Consider the following 15,698-nt stretch of genomic DNA (forward strand, 5'->3'; position numbering starts at 1 on the left):
ATGACATGGGGAGGAGACGGACGCCCTTACCCCGCCCGGCGAATCAGCTCGTCCGCCAGGGTCGGCGTCAGATAGCCGTCGGCGACCCGGCCCGTGGCGATCTGCCAGCGACGCAGGGCCGCGCGGGTGTTCGATCCGATCACCCCGTCCACGCCCTGGGTGTCATACCCCAGCCTGGTCAGCGCCCGTTGCGCCCCGATCCGCTGGTCGCGTGACATGGATGGATCATTGGGCCAGGTCTTGGACAGGGCGGGCTTGCCCATGATCCCGTCCGCCGTCAGGCCGATCGCCAGCGCATAGCTGACCGAGTTGTTGTAGCGGCGGATGACATAGTGGTTCGGCAGGGCCAGGAAGGCCGGTCCATTCGCCCCCTGCGGCAACAGGATGGTCGCCTCTTCCAGCGCCTCGGCCCCGTTCGGCGTTCCGCCCTGCGCCAGACGCACGCCCTTGGCCGCCCAATAGGCCCAGTTGTGTTTCGGCCCCTCCGCCTCGGCATAGTCGAAGCCCGAGGGCAGGACGATTTCATAGCCCCAGCCCTGGCCGCGCTTCCATCCGGCCTGGGCCAGGAGATTGGCGGCCGAGGCCAGGGCGTCGGCGTCGTCGCCCCAGATGTCCACCTTGCCGTCGCCGTCCTGATCCACGCCGAGACGCAGATAGTTGTCGGGCATGAACTGGGTCTGGCCCATGGCCCCGGCCCAGCTGCCCTTCAGGCCCGAGCGGTCGCGCCGGCCGTCCACGACGATGTCCAGCGCATCCTTCAACTGGCCTTCGGCCCAGTCGCGGCGGCGTCCGTCATAGGCCAGGGTGGCCAGCGAACGGATCACGTCGTAATCGCCCTGCACCTGACCGAAGGCGCTCTCCTGGGCCCAGACGCCGACCAGGATTTCGCTGGGCACGCCGAATCGCTGAACCACCGACCACGGCACGCGGTCGATCCGCTGCTTGGCCTGGGCGATCCGCACCGAGGTCACGGCGTTCTGGATATAGGCCCCGGCGGGCTTGGAGAACTCGGGCTGGTTCCGATCCAGCCGCACCACGGTGGGGTCGGGCGTCAGACCCTCCAGCTCGCGGGCGTAGTCGGCGCGGCGGGCGCCGCCCTTGCGCGCCAGGAACCCCTGTTTCCAGCCTTCGAAACCCTGCTGGTCATAGGCGGCCAGCGGCGGCGCCTGCGGCGTGGGGGCGGGGGTCGTGTCCGGCGTCCCCGGTTGCGGCGGGGGCTGGTGCGTCGGCAGGGCGACCTGTGGCTCGGGCAGCATGGGCGCACAGGCTGAAACGCAGCCGATCAGAAGAAGGCGGTAGGAAAAGCGCATGAGATTCAAACTAGGGCCCCCAGGGTCAGCCGTGAAATGACATCCGCGCGAATGCCGGGTTCACGGCCCCATAAAGCGCCTTTGAGGCGAAAGCGTTGCCTTGTCATTCGCGCGTCGGCGTCGTTAACTGTGTTTTTGGTCGACGCCTTAATGCCTGCGGCCTATCATCGCACCGTCCTCTGACGGCCTGATGGCGGAGTGGCGACGCAACGGGCGTGCAACCCCGTAAACCCTCCGTTCGATTCGGAGGTCAGGCCTCCAGTTTTTTTGTGTGCTACCGCCCTTTGGGCTGCTTGAGCACGGATTTGAGCGTGCTGCCGCCCTTTGGGCTGCTTGAGCACGGTGCTGAAGTATGGCGCCTGAGCAGGCGGGGCCTGGGTTTTATGCGGTTTCGGCCTTTGGCGGGTTGACGTTCCGAACCCCTCTCTCTATACGACCGCCTCCGCCGCGATCCGACCGGGTCAGCGGCTTTCTTATTGGTTTCTCTCAGGACGTCCGACCATGAAGGTCCGTAGCTCGCTCAAGTCCCTGAAGACCCGCCACCGCGACTGCAAGGTCGTGCGTCGCAAGGGCGTCGTCTTCGTCATCAACAAGACCGACCCGCGCTTCAAGGCCAAGCAGGGCTAAGCGGACGGGCCTGCGCGTCGCTTCTGGCGGCGCGCGTGCAGCGTCTTGCTGACGATCCACAGGCTGCGGATTTTGTCCGCGGCCTTTTTCGTGTTCGCGGTTGAGCCGTGCGTCCCGGCATGGTTAGCGTCCGCGCCTGATTTCTGGAGTACTCCCCATGGCTGACGACGCTTCGTTCGACGGTGGTCCCGACGTTCTCACCTCGACGGCGCAAGGGCGCCTGCGCACCATCATCGAGCGGCTGGAACGCCTCGAAGAGGACAAGCAGGCCGTCATGACCGACATGAAGGAGGTCTTCGCCGAGGCCAAGGGCGAGGGCTATGACGTCAAGATCCTGCGCAAGGTCATCCGCATCCGCAAACAGGACAAGGCCAAACGCCAGGAAGAGGACGCCATTCTGGACCTCTATATGTCGGCTCTGGGCGAGATCTGAGGCTGACTGGGCTTGAAGCGAAAACCGCCGCCAAGCCCCTTTGAAGCCCAGCGCAAGGCCGCCCAGCGCGCGGCCTTGAACGCCTTGAAACGCGCCCGCCGCTCGGCAGAGCAGGCGGGCGTTTCGCTGTCTGAATGGGAAGGTGAGTTCCTCGATTCGGTCGGCGAGCGGGTGAAAACCCACGGCCGCGCCTTCGCGGACCCCGAAAAAGGCGCGCCGGGCCAGGCCCTGTCCGCCATGCAGGGCCGCAAGCTGAAGGAGATCACCGCCAAGGCGAAGGGCGAACAACCCAGGCGCCGGTGGGGACGCGGCGAGACGGCAGGCTCGAATCGACCTCAGGATGACGGGGACACAACGGGGGAAGATTGATGCGCGCCATATTAACGGGCTTCCGACGCCTGATGGATTTCAAGGGGCGGGACAGGCGATCCCATTTCTGGCCCTATGCCTTGACCGTGGTCGGACTGTCCTTCGTCGGGCTGTGGCTGGGCATGATCCCGACGATGAACGCCGTATTTGAACAGGCATCGACGCTAGCAGCGACAAATCCCGAGGCGGCCACGGTTGTCAGCAGTCCAGGTCGCTATTCCGTCGAGATTCACGATGCGTCGTTCATGCCGGACATGGGGCCGTTCTTCGCCGTCGTGAGGATAGGCGCAGCAGTGACCGTCATCCTGTTGGCCGCCGCCGTGACGCGTCGTCTTCATGATGTCGGCAGGCCAGGCTATTGGGCGCTTCCGCCCGCCGTTTTCCTGATGATCGGCTTGACCGCCTTTCCCGTCGTGATGACGAGGTTCATGGCGCAGGAGGCGCCGGACATTGGCCTGTTCATGTTGTTGTTCCTCAACAACCTGCTCTATATGGCCAGTCTGATCGGTCTCATCATTCTGCTTGTGCTCGATAGCAAAAAGACGCCGAACCGTTACGGCGCGCCGCCGACACGATCTCAGCCCGCCTCTTTCAACTGACCTTCCAGGCCCTGTTCTCGGACCTTGCGGTACAGGGTCGAGCGGCCGATGCCGAGGCGCCGTGCGATCTCGCTCATGTGGCCGGCATAGACCTCGATGGCGTGCTGGATCAGGTCGCGCTCGATCTCTTCCAGCGTCCGCAGATGGCCGCGGTCGTCCAGGATTCGGATCGGTTGCTCGCCGCCGCCCGCCGCTTCGGTCTGAGCGTTGGCGAACGTTGCGGCGTGAAGGGGGCTGGCGTCCGGCATGGGGGCGGCGACGCCCGAGATGGCAGGGAAATCGTGCGGTTGCAGGAAGGGCGCGTCGGCCAGCACGATGGCGCGGAACACCGCATTCTCCAGCTGGCGCACATTGCCGGGCCAGTCGAACCCCTGCAGCAGGGCCAGGGTCTCGGGCGCGCAGCCGGCGATCCGCTTGCCCTCCTCGGCGTTGAAGCGGGCGATGAAATGGTCGACCAGGGCCGCAATGTCCTCGCGGCGGTCGCGCAGCGACGGGGCCTCGATCGGGAAGACGTTCAGGCGATAGAACAGGTCTTCGCGGAAGGCGCCGTCCTTGACCTGCTGGGCCGGGTCGCGATTGGTCGCCGAGACGATGCGGACGTCGATCTTGACCGGGCGCTTGCCGCCGACCGGGTCGATCTCGCCTTCCTGAAGGGCGCGCAGCAGCTTGACCTGCATGTCCAGCGGCAGTTCGCCGATCTCGTCCAGGAACAGGGTGCCGCCGTCCGCCTCGCGGAACTTGCCCAGGGTCTTGTCGACCGCGCCGGTGAAGGCGCCCTTCTCGTGTCCGAACAGGATGGATTCGATCAGATTGGCGGGCAGGGCGCCGCAGTTGACGGCCACGAAAGGCTTGCCGGCCCGGTCGCTGGCGCCATGCAGGGCGCGGGCGATGACCTCCTTGCCGACGCCGCTCTCGCCGGTGATCAGGACGGGGATCGAGGATTTGGCGGCGCGGGCGCCCAGCGCCTTGACCATCCGCATCGGCGCGCTGTCGCCCACGATGTCGTCGAAACTGGTGCGGCCCTGGGCGCGCTTGGTCAGGCGCCCGACCTCGGCCGTCAGCCGCTTCATCTGCAGGGCGTTGCGCACCCCGATCAACAGCCGTTCCGGCCCCACCGGCTTGACGAAGAAGTCCTGGGCCCCGGCCTGCATGGCCTTGACCACCATGTCGATGCCGCCATTGGCGGTCAGCACGATCACCGGCTCGGCGACGCCCGCGCTGCGCAGTTCGGCCAGGCATTCCAGGCCCGACATCTCGGGCATCACCATGTCCAGCAGGATCAGGTCCGCCCCGCCGCCCTGCGTCATCCGGTCGATGGCCTCGCCGCCGCTCGCCGCATGGACGACGGCGTATCCGTCCCGTTCCAGCACCGCCTGGATCAGCCGGCGCTGGGTCGGATCGTCGTCGACGACCAGTATGGTCTTGGCCATGGAGCAGTCCCTTGCGCTTTCGCCCATCCTGTCGGGATGGATCGTTTCGGGACGATTTCTAGGCCGGCGAGGTGAAAATCGGGTGAGAGGGCGTGGTGAGCGTCGCGTTAACCTCGGTCGGCGGCGTCGCACCCGATAGCCTGATGCGTCTGATCGGCGATGGAGCCGGTCTAACGCGGGATGGCAAGGCTCTCCACGTCAGGCGAAGGGTCTCAGCAACGCTCGACCGCCGCCATGTAGCAACCGCGCCTGGCCGTGTGCACATGGATTTCGCGCACATCCGCCCGGGTGAACCAGGCATCGAGCTGCTCGCTCAATCGCGCGCCGTCCACCACATCGGCCTCGACCATCATCCAGTCGGCGTCATAGGCGCGAACCGACAGCAGTCGACGCGTCAGCATGTCCGGCGCATCGCCAGGCTCAGGATGGGCGCGAAGCGCCCCCTCGCGAACGAAGATCGGGCCGGCGCCGCGATAGGGGGAGGCGGGGTCGTCGATGTGCGGGCGGTTCGTCAGAAGCAGTGTTTCGCCGACGGCCGCGTCGGTCAGACTGACCCTGCAGGGCGCGGCGTGAGCGTGGGTCGCCGTCATGCGACGCGCGCCCTGCGCCGATAGGGCGGCGTCGTCGAGCGCGAACATCGGTTCGAACGGAGTGAAGGGGAGGGATCGAATGCGCCAGGTCATGAACCTGGATGTAGAGCACGCGCCGAAATGGGTCTGGCGTCTTTCGGACGTTGCATCTGTGGCGGGCAGTCTCCAAAACATAAACCATGAACGCGCCCTTCAAGACGCCGAACGCCGAAGCCCCGCTGTGGGACCTGACCGACCTCTATGCATCGCGCGACGATGCGCGGGTCGGCGCGGATCTGGAAAAGGCCAGGGGATTGGTCGACGCCCTGAACGCGTTGCAGGGGCGACTGGCCGCAGAGGCGGATGCGGGCGCTCTCGGGGCGCGGCTTGACCAGGCTGTCGGGCTTTATGAGCAGGCTTCGGACGTGCTGGGGGCGCTGGGCGCCTACGCCTTTCTGTCGGCCTCGACCGCGCGCGACGATGCGGCCGCTCAGGGGTTCGAGGCGGATGTGCGCGAGAAGATCACCGCCATCGCCACCCCCACCGTCTGGCTGACGCTGGAGATCAACCAGATCGACGACGCGCGGCTGGAGGCGGCGCTGGCCGCCCACGCGGGCGCCGCGCGCTGGCGGCCGTGGCTGCGTCGGGTGCGGGCGATGAAGCCGCACGAACTGTCGGCCGAGCTTGAGACCTTCATCGCCGAGCGCGGCCCGATCACGGCCCAATGGCCGCGCCTGTTCGACGAGCAGCTGGCCGCCTTGCGCGCAAAGGCTGGCAGCGAGAACCTGACGCTGGCCGAGGCGCTGAACCGTCTGTCGGACGCCAAGCCGGCGCGTCGCAAGGCCGCCGCCGAGGGGCTGTCGGAAGCCCTGGCGGCCCGCGCGCCGACCCTGGCGCTGGTGCTGAACACCGTCGCCGCCGACAAGGCGATGGAGGATCGCTGGCGCGGCTTCAAACGTCCCGCCGACAGCCGGCATCTGGGCAATGAGGTTGACGGTGAGGCGGTCGACGCCATGGCCGAGGCCGTCGCCGCCGCCTATCCGCGCCTGTCGCACCGCTATTATGCGCTGAAGGCCAAGGCGATGGGCAAGACGCGGCTGGATCACTGGGACCGCAACGCGCCCATCGAGACCACCGCCCCACGCGCCTTCACCTGGAGCCAGGGGCGCGAAATCGTGCTGGACAGTTTCTCGGACCTGGGCGGTGAGTTCGCCGAGCGGGCCGGGGGCTTCTTCGACAGACCGTGGATCGACGGCCGGGCGCGGGCGGGCAAGCAGTCGGGGGCCTATGCCCACCCCGTCACCGCCGACCGCCACCCTTACGTCTTCCTGAACTGGATGGGCGAGCGGCGCGACGTCCTGACCCTGGCGCACGAACTGGGTCACGGCGTCCACCAGACGCTGGCGGCGGATCAGGGCACGCTTCTGGCCGACACGCCGCTGACCCTGGCCGAGACGGCCTCGATCTTCGCCGAGGGGTTGACCTTCGACCGGTTGCTGGCCACCGCGCCCAAGGCCGAGCAGCGCGGTCTGCTGGCGGGCCGCATCGAGGACGGGCTGAACACCGTCGTCCGCCAGATCGCCTTCCACAGGTTCGAGACGCGATTCCACGACGAGCGGCTGAAGGGCGAGGTGTCGCAGCCGCGCATCAACCAGTTGTGGCTGGAGGAGATGGGCGCCTCGCTGGGGCCGGCGGTCAAGCTGAACCCCGGCTACGAACACTGGTGGGCCTATGTCAGCCACTTCGTCCACTCGCCCTTCTACGTCTATGCCTATGCCTTCGGCGATCTGCTGGTGGCGGCCTTGATGGAGGCGCGGCGCGGCGATCCGACGGGTTTTACGCCGCTGTATCGCCAGCTGCTGGCCGGGGGTGGGTCAAGGACCTATGTCGAGGCGCTTAAGCCGTTCGGCCTGGACCCACGCGAACCGGCCTTCTGGAGCGTGGGTTGCCAGCGTCTGGAACGGCTGGTGGATCAGTTCGAGGCCCTGGGCTGAATACGGCTGACCAGCCGGGCTTGAGCCGCGCGACGGCGTCGGTATAGTCCCGCACAACGAACGACGAGGGGAAGACGCCATGGCCGACCACGACCACACCGCCACAGGTCCTGCGGACGCCGACGCACACAGCTATATGCGCGGCCATATGGAGGTGCGTGAGCAGATCTCGACCTACCGCCTGTTCCTGACCCTGGCCAAATGGGGCAGTCTGGCCATCGCCGTGCTGCTGGTCTTCCTGACGCTGTGGTTCCATCCGGGCGGCAGCTTCATGATGGCGGCCCTGGGCGCCATCGTCCTGGGCGGGGTGGGCTTTGTGGCCTTGAAGTCCAAGCCTGACGCCGCACACTGATCGATCCCGTGCGCCGTTCGCGTCTTTCGCGGACGGAAATCGCCGGGTCTCGCCAAGCTTTGGCATAACCGTGCTTTGACGGCTTGCGCCAGAACGGCCTAACCTTTGTTCAACCACAAGAACGAGGGGATTCGCTTGGCTGTCTCTATCGCCGTCACTCGGGAGCGCCGCGAAGGCGAGACGCGCTGCGCCGTCACGCCCGAGACGGTCAAGAAATTGATCGCTCTGGGCGCGACCGTCACGGTCGAGGCCGGAACGGGCTTTGGATCATCCATCGCCGACGCGGACTATGTCGCCGCCGGCGCGGTGGTGAAGCCGGACACACGCGCGGTGCTGGACGGGGCCGACATCGTGCTGAAGGTGCGCGGCCCCACAGCCCAGGAAACCAGCGCGCTGAAGCCCGGCGCCATCGTCATCGCCATGCTGGACGCCTGGCGCGACAAGGCGGCGGTCGAGGCCCTGACCGGCGCCAACGCCACCGCCTTCGCCATGGAGTTCGTGCCGCGCATCACCCGCGCCCAGGTGATGGATGTGTTGTCGTCACAGGCGAACCTGGCCGGATACCGCGCGGTGATCGAGGCGGCCAACGCCTATGGCAAGGGTTTCCCGATGATGATGACGGCGGCCGGCACCGTCGCCGCCGCCAAATGTTTCATCATGGGCGTGGGCGTCGCGGGGCTGCAGGCCATCGCCACCGCGCGGCGTCTGGGCGCCGTGGTCACCGCCACCGACGTCCGTCCCGCCACCAAGGAACAGGTGGAATCGCTGGGCGCCAAATTCCTGGCCGTCGAGGACGAGGAGTTCAAGAACGCCCAGACCGCCGGCGGCTACGCCAAGCCCATGTCGGCCGAATACCAGGCCAAACAGGCCGAACTGACCGCCACCCACATCGTCAAGCAGGACGTGGTCGTCACCACCGCCCTGATCCCCGGCCGCGCCGCGCCCATCCTGCTGACCGCCGCCCACGTCGCCTCGATGAAGCCCGGATCGGTCATCGTCGATCTGGCGGTCGAGGCGGGCGGCAATGTCGAAGGCTCGAAACTGAACGAGGTCGTGACCACCCCGAACGGCGTCACCATCGTCGGCTGGTCCAACCTGCCCGGCCGCATCGCCGCCGACGCCAGCGCCCTGTACGCCCGCAACCTGACCGCCTTCGTCGGGCTGATGGTCAAGGACGGCGCGCTGAACGTCGATCTGGAGGATGAAATCCTGAAGGCGTCGGTCGTCACCCACGGCGGGGCTGTCGTGCATGAAGGTCTGAAGGGAACAAACTGATGGAACACGTCGATCCCACCGTCTTCCGCCTGGCCATCTTCGTGCTGGCGATCTTCGTCGGCTATTATGTCGTCTGGTCGGTGACGCCTGCGCTGCACACGCCTCTGATGGCCGTGACCAACGCCATTTCCAGCGTCATCATCGTCGGCGGCCTGATCGCGGCGGCGGCCGTGTCGGGCGATGCGACCGGCCCCAGCGCCTGGATCGCCAAGGGCGCCGGCGTCGTCGCCGTCACCCTGGCCAGCGTCAACATCTTCGGCGGCTTCATGGTCACGCGCCGGATGCTGGCCATGTACAAGAAGAAGGAGCGGTCCGCGCCGCAGGTGTCGAAATGACCACGGGGTGGATCATGACGACGGCCGCCCTTTCGATGTTCGCAGCAGTCTTGCTGGCGGCTGTCGGCGTACGGACGGATGCGCCCGCGCGACGCTGGCTGTTTCTGGCGGCAGGACTGCTCAGCTATCCCGTCGTCGGTGGGCTGTGGCTTTGGCAGACCTATCGTTTCTTTCTGGCGGGGGATCGGTTGATTGCCGGCATCTTCGCCTTCAGTGCGCTTGCCGCCCTCTATTATGGGGTGAAGGCCGCGCGTGAGCGGCGTCTGACATTCTGGCCAGCGGCATGACCGACGCCGCCCAGATCGCCGTCACCGGATCGTGGATCGCCACCGGCGTCGGGTTCGGCCTGTGGCTGTACGGCTGGTTCGGGACCAAGGTTCCGATCAAGCGCCAGCGGTTGCACGACTGCGGCATCGCCCTGGTTTTTTCGGCCATTCTGGTCCGCGTGGTGACGCAGGACCGGCCGCTGGGGGTTTTCGAATGGGCCCTGTTCTTCATTGGTCCATTGTTCATCGCCGCCGCCCTGTGGCGGCTGGCGCGCACGTCTTGAGGGGAGGGGCGTGATGAACGCATCGCTGGCCGCACTGGCCTATCTGGTTTCGGGTGTCCTGTTCATTCTGTCGCTGCGGGGGCTGTCCAGCCCCGAGACCAGCCGTCAGGGCAATACCTTTGGCATGATCGGCATGGCCCTGGCCATCGGCGTGACCCTGTTGACGCTGGGCACGACCGGGGCGCTGGACCCCGTGACCCTGGCCCTGATCACGGGCGGCGTCATCGTCGGCGGGGGCGCGGGGGCGTTGATCGCCAAGCGGGTCGCCATGACCGACATGCCGCAACTGGTCGCCGCCTTCCACAGCCTGGTCGGCATGGCCGCCTGTCTGGTCGCCATAGGGGCCATCTATGCGCCCGAGGCGTTCGGAATCCTGTCCGACGACGGCGCGGGCATCAAGACCCTGTCGATCATCGAACTGTCGCTCGGCGTGGCCATCGGGGCCATCACCTTCACCGGCTCGGTCATCGCCTTTGCCAAGCTGAACGGCAATATGTCGGGCGCGCCGATCATCCTGCCCGCGCGGCACCTGATCAACGTCGGCCTGGCGCTGGGTCTGGTCTTCCTGATCGGTATTCTGATCGGCACGGCCGGCGCGGCGACCTGGGCGTTCTGGGGCGTCTTCCTGATCGCGCTGATCCTGGGCGCGACCCTGATCATCCCCATCGGCGGCGCCGACATGCCCGTCGTGGTGTCGATGCTGAACTCCTATTCCGGCTGGGCCGCGGCGGCCCTGGGCTTCACGCTGGAGAACATCGCCCTGATCATCACCGGCGCCCTGGTCGGGTCGTCAGGGGCGATCCTGTCCTACATCATGTGCAAGGGCATGAACCGCAGCTTCATCTCGGTCATCCTGGGCGGGTTCGGCGGCGGCGATGCGGCGGCGGGTCCTGCCGGCGCCAAGGAGACGCGCCCCGTCAAACAGGGCTCGGCGGAGGACGCGGCCTTCATCATGAAGAACGCCTCCAAGGTCATCATCGTGCCCGGATACGGCATGGCGGTGGCCCAGGCCCAGCACGCCCTGCGCGAAATGGCCGACAAGCTGAAGGAAGAGGGCGTCGAGGTGAAATACGCCATCCACCCCGTCGCGGGCCGGATGCCGGGCCACATGAACGTTCTGCTGGCCGAGGCCAATGTCCCCTATGACGAGGTGTTCGAGCTGGAGGACATCAATGCCGAGTTCGCCACCGCCGACGTCGCCTTCGTCATCGGCGCCAATGACGTGACCAATCCGGCGGCCAAGACCGACCCGACGTCCGCCATCTACGGCATGCCGATCCTGGACGTGGAGAAGGCGGGAACCGTCCTGTTCATCAAGCGCGGCATGGGGTCAGGCTATGCGGGCGTGGAGAACGAGCTTTTCTTCCGCGACAACACCATGATGCTGTTCGCCGACGCCAAGAAGATGGTCGAGGGGATCGTGAAGGGGCTGTGAAGGCTTCGCTTCCCAAGCTCGCGGTCTTTGTGGCGGTTTTCGCCGTCGCGGCCTGTTCCGCCATGATGAGCCTGACGATTTCCGGCGGATTGGACCGACCCGTGGTGGGGTTCTATGACGGCCGCGAGGCTTGCGTGGATTATCTTGACGTCCGCGACGTCGCCGCGCCTGGGCAGTCCCTGTGGACCTTGCGCGCGGTTGGCGTGCGATGTGCGAGGGTTGGCCAGATCGTCTATGGCGAGACGCCGCGCGGATTTCTCGTCGAGTCGCCGCCGACGCCTCTGAGCGCCGATGCGTCCTATGAGATTTTCGGAAAGGGACGGACCACAAACCTGATGGCGAAGGTCCCCTGGTCGGGGGGATTACGCATCCAGTATCGCGACGGCGCCTGGCGCGAGGCGACCGTCGCCCGCGTGACTCCCGCACCCTAGCAGCGCCGCCGCTCAAGCCCTCTATCGCAACGCTTTCAGACCCGATATCACGCGCTCGTGAAGACGGTCGGACATCAGCGATTTGAAGCCTTGGACTCCCTGCGCGGGGTCTGCGCCATTCTGGTGGTGATGTTCCATATGCCGGTGGCCAGTCACTGGCGGGACTGGGGTTTCATCCAGCACGCCTATCTGTTCGTGGACTATTTCTTCGTGCTGTCGGGCTTCGTCATCGCCCATGCCTATGGCGAGCGCCTGAAGTCGGGACGGGACGCGGGGCGGTTCATGGTGCGCCGGTTCGGGCGGATCTGGCCGTTGCATCTGCTGATGCTGGGCGCCTTCGTGGGGTTGGAGCTGGCGCGGCTGGTCTTTCATTTCGACGGGGCGGCGCCGTTCACGCGTGATCGCTCGGTCGAGGCCATCTTCACCAATCTGGCGCTGATCCAGGCCTGGCATGTCCATCCCTATCTGACCTGGAACGGACCGGCCTGGACGCTGAGCGCGGAATGGGCCTGCTATATGATCTTCGCCGGACTGGTGCTGATCGCGCCCCGGCGGTTCCGCTGGATCGGCCTGGTCCTGGCGATCATAGGCGGCCTGCTGGTTCTGACCTACGCCCGGCGCTGGATGAATACGACGTTCGACTTCGCCGTGCCGCGCGCCGTCTATGGCTTCTTCCTGGGCTGTCTGCTTCAGGGCCTGTGGAGCCGTATTCCACGGCTGAAAGGCGCAGCGGCCACGGGGCTGGAGATCGCCGCAGTGATCGCGGCCTGCGTCTTCATCGGCTGGGCGACGGGGCCGATCACGGTGGCCGTCACCCTGGTCTTCGTCCTGCTGGTCTGGGTCTTCGCGGGCGAGGACGGGGCCGTGTCGCGGCTGCTGGACCGGCCGGCGCTGGTGACGCTGGGGCGGTGGTCCTTCGCCATCTACATGGTCCATATGTTCCTGCTGACGGTCATGCTGATCGTCGGGCGAAAGCTGCACTGGCTGCCGAACGGTCGGCGCATCGACTTCGGCTCGGTATGGCTGAACGACCTGTTCGCCATCGCCATGTTCGGCCTGATCGTCGCGGTCGCCGTGGTCGCGCACCGGCTGGTCGAACAGCCGGCCCAGCGGATGATCGACCGCTGGACCAAGCCCAAGACGGCCTGAACGATCAGGCGGCCATCCGCCATTCGGGCGCGGCCTCGGCGGCGCGGCCTTCGTCCCACAGCAGATCCTCGTCGGAATAGCGATGGCTGGCGGCGGCCGAGATGACGTCGACCACCTGTTCCTCCAGTCGGTCCCAGATCACCGCCAGGTCGGACGATCCGTCCGCCTCGCAGGGCACGATGATGTAGCGGCTGGCGTTGACGGCGACGGTCGGTTGAAAGCGGGCCATGTGACGATCTCCTGGAAGCGGGGGCCTCTTGTCGATGATGATGTTTTGCACCACTGTTGCGTCAGAAACGGACGTAGCATTCAGGAAACGCGGTGAGACACGACAAGGCGGCCATGGTGATCGAGCTGGCGCGGCGGATGGCCGCCAGCGCCGAGGGGCTGTCGCTGGACGAGATGGCGCGCGACATGCGCACGGGCCGCCGCACCGCCGAACGGATGCGCGACGCCGTGCTGATGTTGTTCCCCCAGGCCGAGGAGGTTTCCGATCCGCCGTCCAAGCGCTGGCGCATTCGTGGCGGCCTGTCGGCGTTCGAGCAGGCGCCGACGGCCACCGAGATGCTGGAGCTGACCAAGGCGGCGTCCGCCCTGCGCGCGGCGGGCGAACCCGCGCGTGCGGCGGCGCTGGAGGCCCTGGAGCGCAAGCTGAAGGCGGCGATGCGGTCCACCACCCTGAACCGGATGGCGCCGGATCTGGAGGCCCTGGTGCGGGCCGAGACCATCGCTGTTCAGGCCGGCCCGCGCCCCTCGGCGGACGAGGCCATGCTGACGGCCATTCGCGGAGCCGTCTTGGCGCAGCAGCCGCTGGGCTTCACCTATTCCCGACCGGGGGCCGAGCCGCGTCGGCGCAGCGTGGCGCCCTGCGGCGTCATGTTCGGGCGGGCCAACTATCTGGTCGCCGCCGACCGCGAGACCGGCCGCATCCAGACCTTCCGTCTGGACCGGATGAGCCATGTCGCGCCGCAGGACGGCCTGGCCGTCCCGCCCGCCGATTTCGACCTGGCGGTCTTCGCCAGCCAGTCGTTCGGCATCTATCAGGACGAGATCGAGGATGTGGTCATCCGCATCGCCCCGGAAGGCGCGGCCGAGGCCCGGGGGTGGCGCTGGCACCCGACACAGAGCTTCGAGGATCAGGCCGACGGCGGCGTCATCGTGCGGTTTCGCGCCTCGGGGATGCGGGAACTGGCGTGGCACCTGTTCACCTGGGGCGAACAGGCGTCGATCCTGGCGCCCGAGCGGCTGAAGGCCGTCATGGCCGGCGAGATCGCGGCTGCGGGGCGCGCTCTCGAACGGGCCGGAACCTGACGAAACCGTAAGCTGACGCGGCGCGTTGACGACGGCTAGGCTTTGCGCCGACCGTATCTTCAGGAGATCGCCCTTGCGCGCCCACGCCTTCGCTTCATCCGCTGTCCTGACCGCCGTTCTGATGAGCGGCGCCTGCGCTGCAGGGCCGATGACGGCGCGGCCTGCCGTTCAAGACGAAAGCGGACCCCAGGTGACGGTGACCCGCGACGCCGACCATCTGACCATCGACTATCGTTTCGGACGCGACGTGATGGTCTGGGCCTTCAGAGATTCGGCGCTGGAAACGGATTCGCGTCAGCCCTGGCGTCCCCGGCAGTGGACGGTCCAGACGCCGGGCGTGGTGATGGAGCGACGCGGCTATTACGACATCCTCCGCAGCACCGACGGCGGCCCCGTGCCACGCGACGTGCGTTTCCGGGTCCAGCCGAAGGCGGTGGATCTGGAGGCCGAATATCGGACTCTGGTGTTCTCGAACGGGGCCGTCGCCTTGCCGACGCGGCAACTGGATGTCTTCGCCCTGCCGTCGGTGCAGGCGGCGCAGGAGATGCCGGACGACCTGAACCGCGTGACGCTGGATGGCGGACCCTCGAGGGTGACCTGGCGCGACGACAGCGGGCCGGTGCTGTTCAATGGTCGCCGACGGGAGGCCCTGACCACGATCGACGAGCGCAGCTATGTCTTATTGGGCGAGGCGACAGTGACGGCGGGCGAGGGGCTGTCGACCGTGATCGATCCGAACCTGCCGCCGTGGATCGGTGAGGAGATCCGCGATTTCGCGCCGCGTGTCGGCCAATATTATAGTGCGCGTCTGGGTGCGCCCGGCTCCGGCGGCGACACGCCGATCGTCATGGTGGCGTGGAACGGTCCGACCGAGCGGATGACCAGCATGAGCGGCAGTGTCCTGCCCGGCCTGATCGTCATGTCGTTCGAGGGACGAGGCGTGACCACGGCTCAGCCCGAGGTGCGCGAGCGGTCACGCTGGTTCATCGGCCATGAGGCCGCGCATTTCTGGCTGGGTCAGACCGTCCGCTATCAGTTCGCCGACGAGGCCTGGATCACCGAGGGCGGCGCCGACCTGATGGCGGTGCGGGCGCTGAAGCATCTGGACACGACCTATGACGACCGCAAGGAGTTGCAGTCGGAGGTGGATGACTGTGTGAATCTGGCGACCAAGCCGGTGGCCCAGGCCGGCGAGCGCGGCGAACACCGCGCCTATTATGCGTGCGGCGCCGTCTTCGCCCTGGCGGCCGAGGGCGCGCAACGCCAGCGGACGGGCGGCGACTGGTTCGACTTTCTGAAGCCGCTGCTGCGCCAGCCCGACGGTGTTCTGAGCCGCGAGGAATGGCTGAGCGGCCTGACCCGTGTATCGCGCGATCCCTCGCTGCGCGGCGACGTTGAGCGGTTGCTGGACCAGGGCGCGGGCGATCCGTCCGCCGTGATCGCTCGCCTGTTTCAGCGCACGGGCGTGGCCTTCCGCATGGAGAATGGTCGGGTCGTTCTGAGCTGATGATAAAAAAACGGCGGCCGGT

19 protein-coding genes and 1 tRNA gene are annotated in these 15,698 nt (G+C 67.0%); 16 read left to right on the top strand and 4 right to left on the bottom strand.

Annotated features, from left to right (window positions below):
* Positions 1-26: 26 nt before the first annotated feature.
* The gene (locus tag P0Y50_09875) at positions 27-1,310 is read right to left on the bottom strand and encodes a lytic murein transglycosylase (protein ID WEK38857.1); all 1,284 of its coding nucleotides are present in this window, start codon (positions 1,308-1,310) and stop codon (positions 27-29) included.
* 184 nt (positions 1,311-1,494) lie between these two features.
* On the opposite strand from P0Y50_09875, the gene P0Y50_09880 reads away from it, so the two are divergent.
* The 5 genes from P0Y50_09880 (at position 1,495) to P0Y50_09900 (ending at position 3,338) form a co-directional block, all read left to right on the top strand.
* A tRNA-Ala gene (locus P0Y50_09880) sits at positions 1,495-1,571 on the top strand.
* Positions 1,572-1,811: 240 nt separating this feature from the next.
* On the top strand, positions 1,812-1,937 hold the full coding sequence (gene ykgO / locus P0Y50_09885; protein WEK38858.1) for a type B 50S ribosomal protein L36: 126 nt from the start codon (positions 1,812-1,814) through the stop codon (positions 1,935-1,937).
* A gap of 157 nt (positions 1,938-2,094) precedes the next feature.
* Positions 2,095-2,370, top strand: a complete 276-nt coding sequence (locus P0Y50_09890) for a DUF2312 domain-containing protein (GenBank protein WEK38859.1) — start codon at positions 2,095-2,097, stop codon at positions 2,368-2,370.
* A 12-nt stretch (positions 2,371-2,382) separates the two neighbouring features.
* Complete coding sequence (locus P0Y50_09895; GenBank protein ID WEK38860.1) at positions 2,383-2,739, top strand: hypothetical protein; 357 nt, start codon at positions 2,383-2,385, stop codon at positions 2,737-2,739.
* On the top strand, positions 2,739-3,338 hold the full coding sequence (locus tag P0Y50_09900) for a DUF805 domain-containing protein (GenBank protein ID WEK38861.1): 600 nt from the start codon (positions 2,739-2,741) through the stop codon (positions 3,336-3,338). Before P0Y50_09895 ends, P0Y50_09900 begins: the two co-directional genes overlap by 1 nt.
* Here P0Y50_09900 and P0Y50_09905 read toward each other — a convergent pair.
* Positions 3,317-4,768, bottom strand: a complete 1,452-nt coding sequence (locus P0Y50_09905; GenBank protein WEK38862.1) for a sigma-54 dependent transcriptional regulator — start codon at positions 4,766-4,768, stop codon at positions 3,317-3,319. The genes P0Y50_09900 and P0Y50_09905 overlap by 22 nt on opposite strands.
* 212 nt (positions 4,769-4,980) lie before the next feature.
* Entirely contained in the window at positions 4,981-5,451 is a 471-nt protein-coding gene (locus P0Y50_09910; GenBank protein WEK38863.1) for a DUF1203 domain-containing protein, read from the bottom strand.
* Positions 5,452-5,537: 86 nt separating this feature from the next.
* On the opposite strand from P0Y50_09910, the gene P0Y50_09915 reads away from it, so the two are divergent.
* The 9 genes from P0Y50_09915 to P0Y50_09955 all read left to right on the top strand — a co-directional run bounded on the left by P0Y50_09915 (position 5,538) and on the right by P0Y50_09955 (position 12,858).
* Positions 5,538-7,331: a M3 family oligoendopeptidase gene (locus P0Y50_09915; GenBank protein WEK38864.1), complete on the top strand. Its 1,794-nt coding sequence runs from the start codon at positions 5,538-5,540 to the stop codon at positions 7,329-7,331.
* Between the two features lie 79 nt (positions 7,332-7,410).
* The gene (locus P0Y50_09920) at positions 7,411-7,683 is read left to right on the top strand and encodes an aa3-type cytochrome c oxidase subunit IV (GenBank protein WEK38865.1); all 273 of its coding nucleotides are present in this window, start codon (positions 7,411-7,413) and stop codon (positions 7,681-7,683) included.
* Between the two features lie 135 nt (positions 7,684-7,818).
* The gene (locus tag P0Y50_09925; GenBank protein ID WEK38866.1) at positions 7,819-8,958 is read left to right on the top strand and encodes a Re/Si-specific NAD(P)(+) transhydrogenase subunit alpha; all 1,140 of its coding nucleotides are present in this window, start codon (positions 7,819-7,821) and stop codon (positions 8,956-8,958) included.
* A complete protein-coding gene (locus tag P0Y50_09930; protein WEK38867.1) occupies positions 8,958-9,293 on the top strand; it encodes an NAD(P) transhydrogenase subunit alpha in 336 nt (111 codons plus the stop codon). The genes P0Y50_09925 and P0Y50_09930 overlap by 1 nt, the downstream gene beginning before the upstream one ends.
* A gap of 14 nt (positions 9,294-9,307) precedes the next feature.
* Positions 9,308-9,580: a hypothetical protein gene (locus P0Y50_09935; GenBank protein ID WEK38868.1), complete on the top strand. Its 273-nt coding sequence runs from the start codon at positions 9,308-9,310 to the stop codon at positions 9,578-9,580.
* Complete coding sequence (locus P0Y50_09940; protein ID WEK38869.1) at positions 9,577-9,843, top strand: hypothetical protein; 267 nt, start codon at positions 9,577-9,579, stop codon at positions 9,841-9,843. Before P0Y50_09935 ends, P0Y50_09940 begins: the two co-directional genes overlap by 4 nt.
* Before the next feature lie 13 nt (positions 9,844-9,856).
* The gene (locus tag P0Y50_09945; protein WEK38870.1) at positions 9,857-11,278 is read left to right on the top strand and encodes an NAD(P)(+) transhydrogenase (Re/Si-specific) subunit beta; all 1,422 of its coding nucleotides are present in this window, start codon (positions 9,857-9,859) and stop codon (positions 11,276-11,278) included.
* Positions 11,275-11,709 (top strand): hypothetical protein, encoded by a 435-nt coding sequence (locus P0Y50_09950; protein WEK38871.1) that lies wholly within the window; start codon positions 11,275-11,277, stop codon positions 11,707-11,709. The genes P0Y50_09945 and P0Y50_09950 overlap by 4 nt, the downstream gene beginning before the upstream one ends.
* 90 nt (positions 11,710-11,799) lie before the next feature.
* Entirely contained in the window at positions 11,800-12,858 is a 1,059-nt protein-coding gene (locus tag P0Y50_09955) for an acyltransferase (protein WEK38872.1), read from the top strand.
* A gap of 4 nt (positions 12,859-12,862) precedes the next feature.
* On the opposite strand, the gene P0Y50_09960 is transcribed toward P0Y50_09955, so the two are convergent.
* On the bottom strand, positions 12,863-13,087 hold the full coding sequence (locus P0Y50_09960; GenBank protein ID WEK38873.1) for a hypothetical protein: 225 nt from the start codon (positions 13,085-13,087) through the stop codon (positions 12,863-12,865).
* 92 nt (positions 13,088-13,179) lie between these two features.
* Between P0Y50_09960 and P0Y50_09965 the strand changes: the two genes are divergently transcribed.
* The gene (locus tag P0Y50_09965; protein ID WEK38874.1) at positions 13,180-14,169 is read left to right on the top strand and encodes a WYL domain-containing protein; all 990 of its coding nucleotides are present in this window, start codon (positions 13,180-13,182) and stop codon (positions 14,167-14,169) included.
* Positions 14,170-14,242: 73 nt separating this feature from the next.
* Positions 14,243-15,676 (top strand): hypothetical protein, encoded by a 1,434-nt coding sequence (locus P0Y50_09970; protein WEK38875.1) that lies wholly within the window; start codon positions 14,243-14,245, stop codon positions 15,674-15,676.
* The last annotated feature ends 22 nt before the right edge of the window (positions 15,677-15,698 follow it).

It is taken from the genome of Candidatus Brevundimonas colombiensis (assembly GCA_029202665.1).
Lineage (GTDB): Bacteria > Pseudomonadota > Alphaproteobacteria > Caulobacterales > Caulobacteraceae > Brevundimonas > Brevundimonas colombiensis.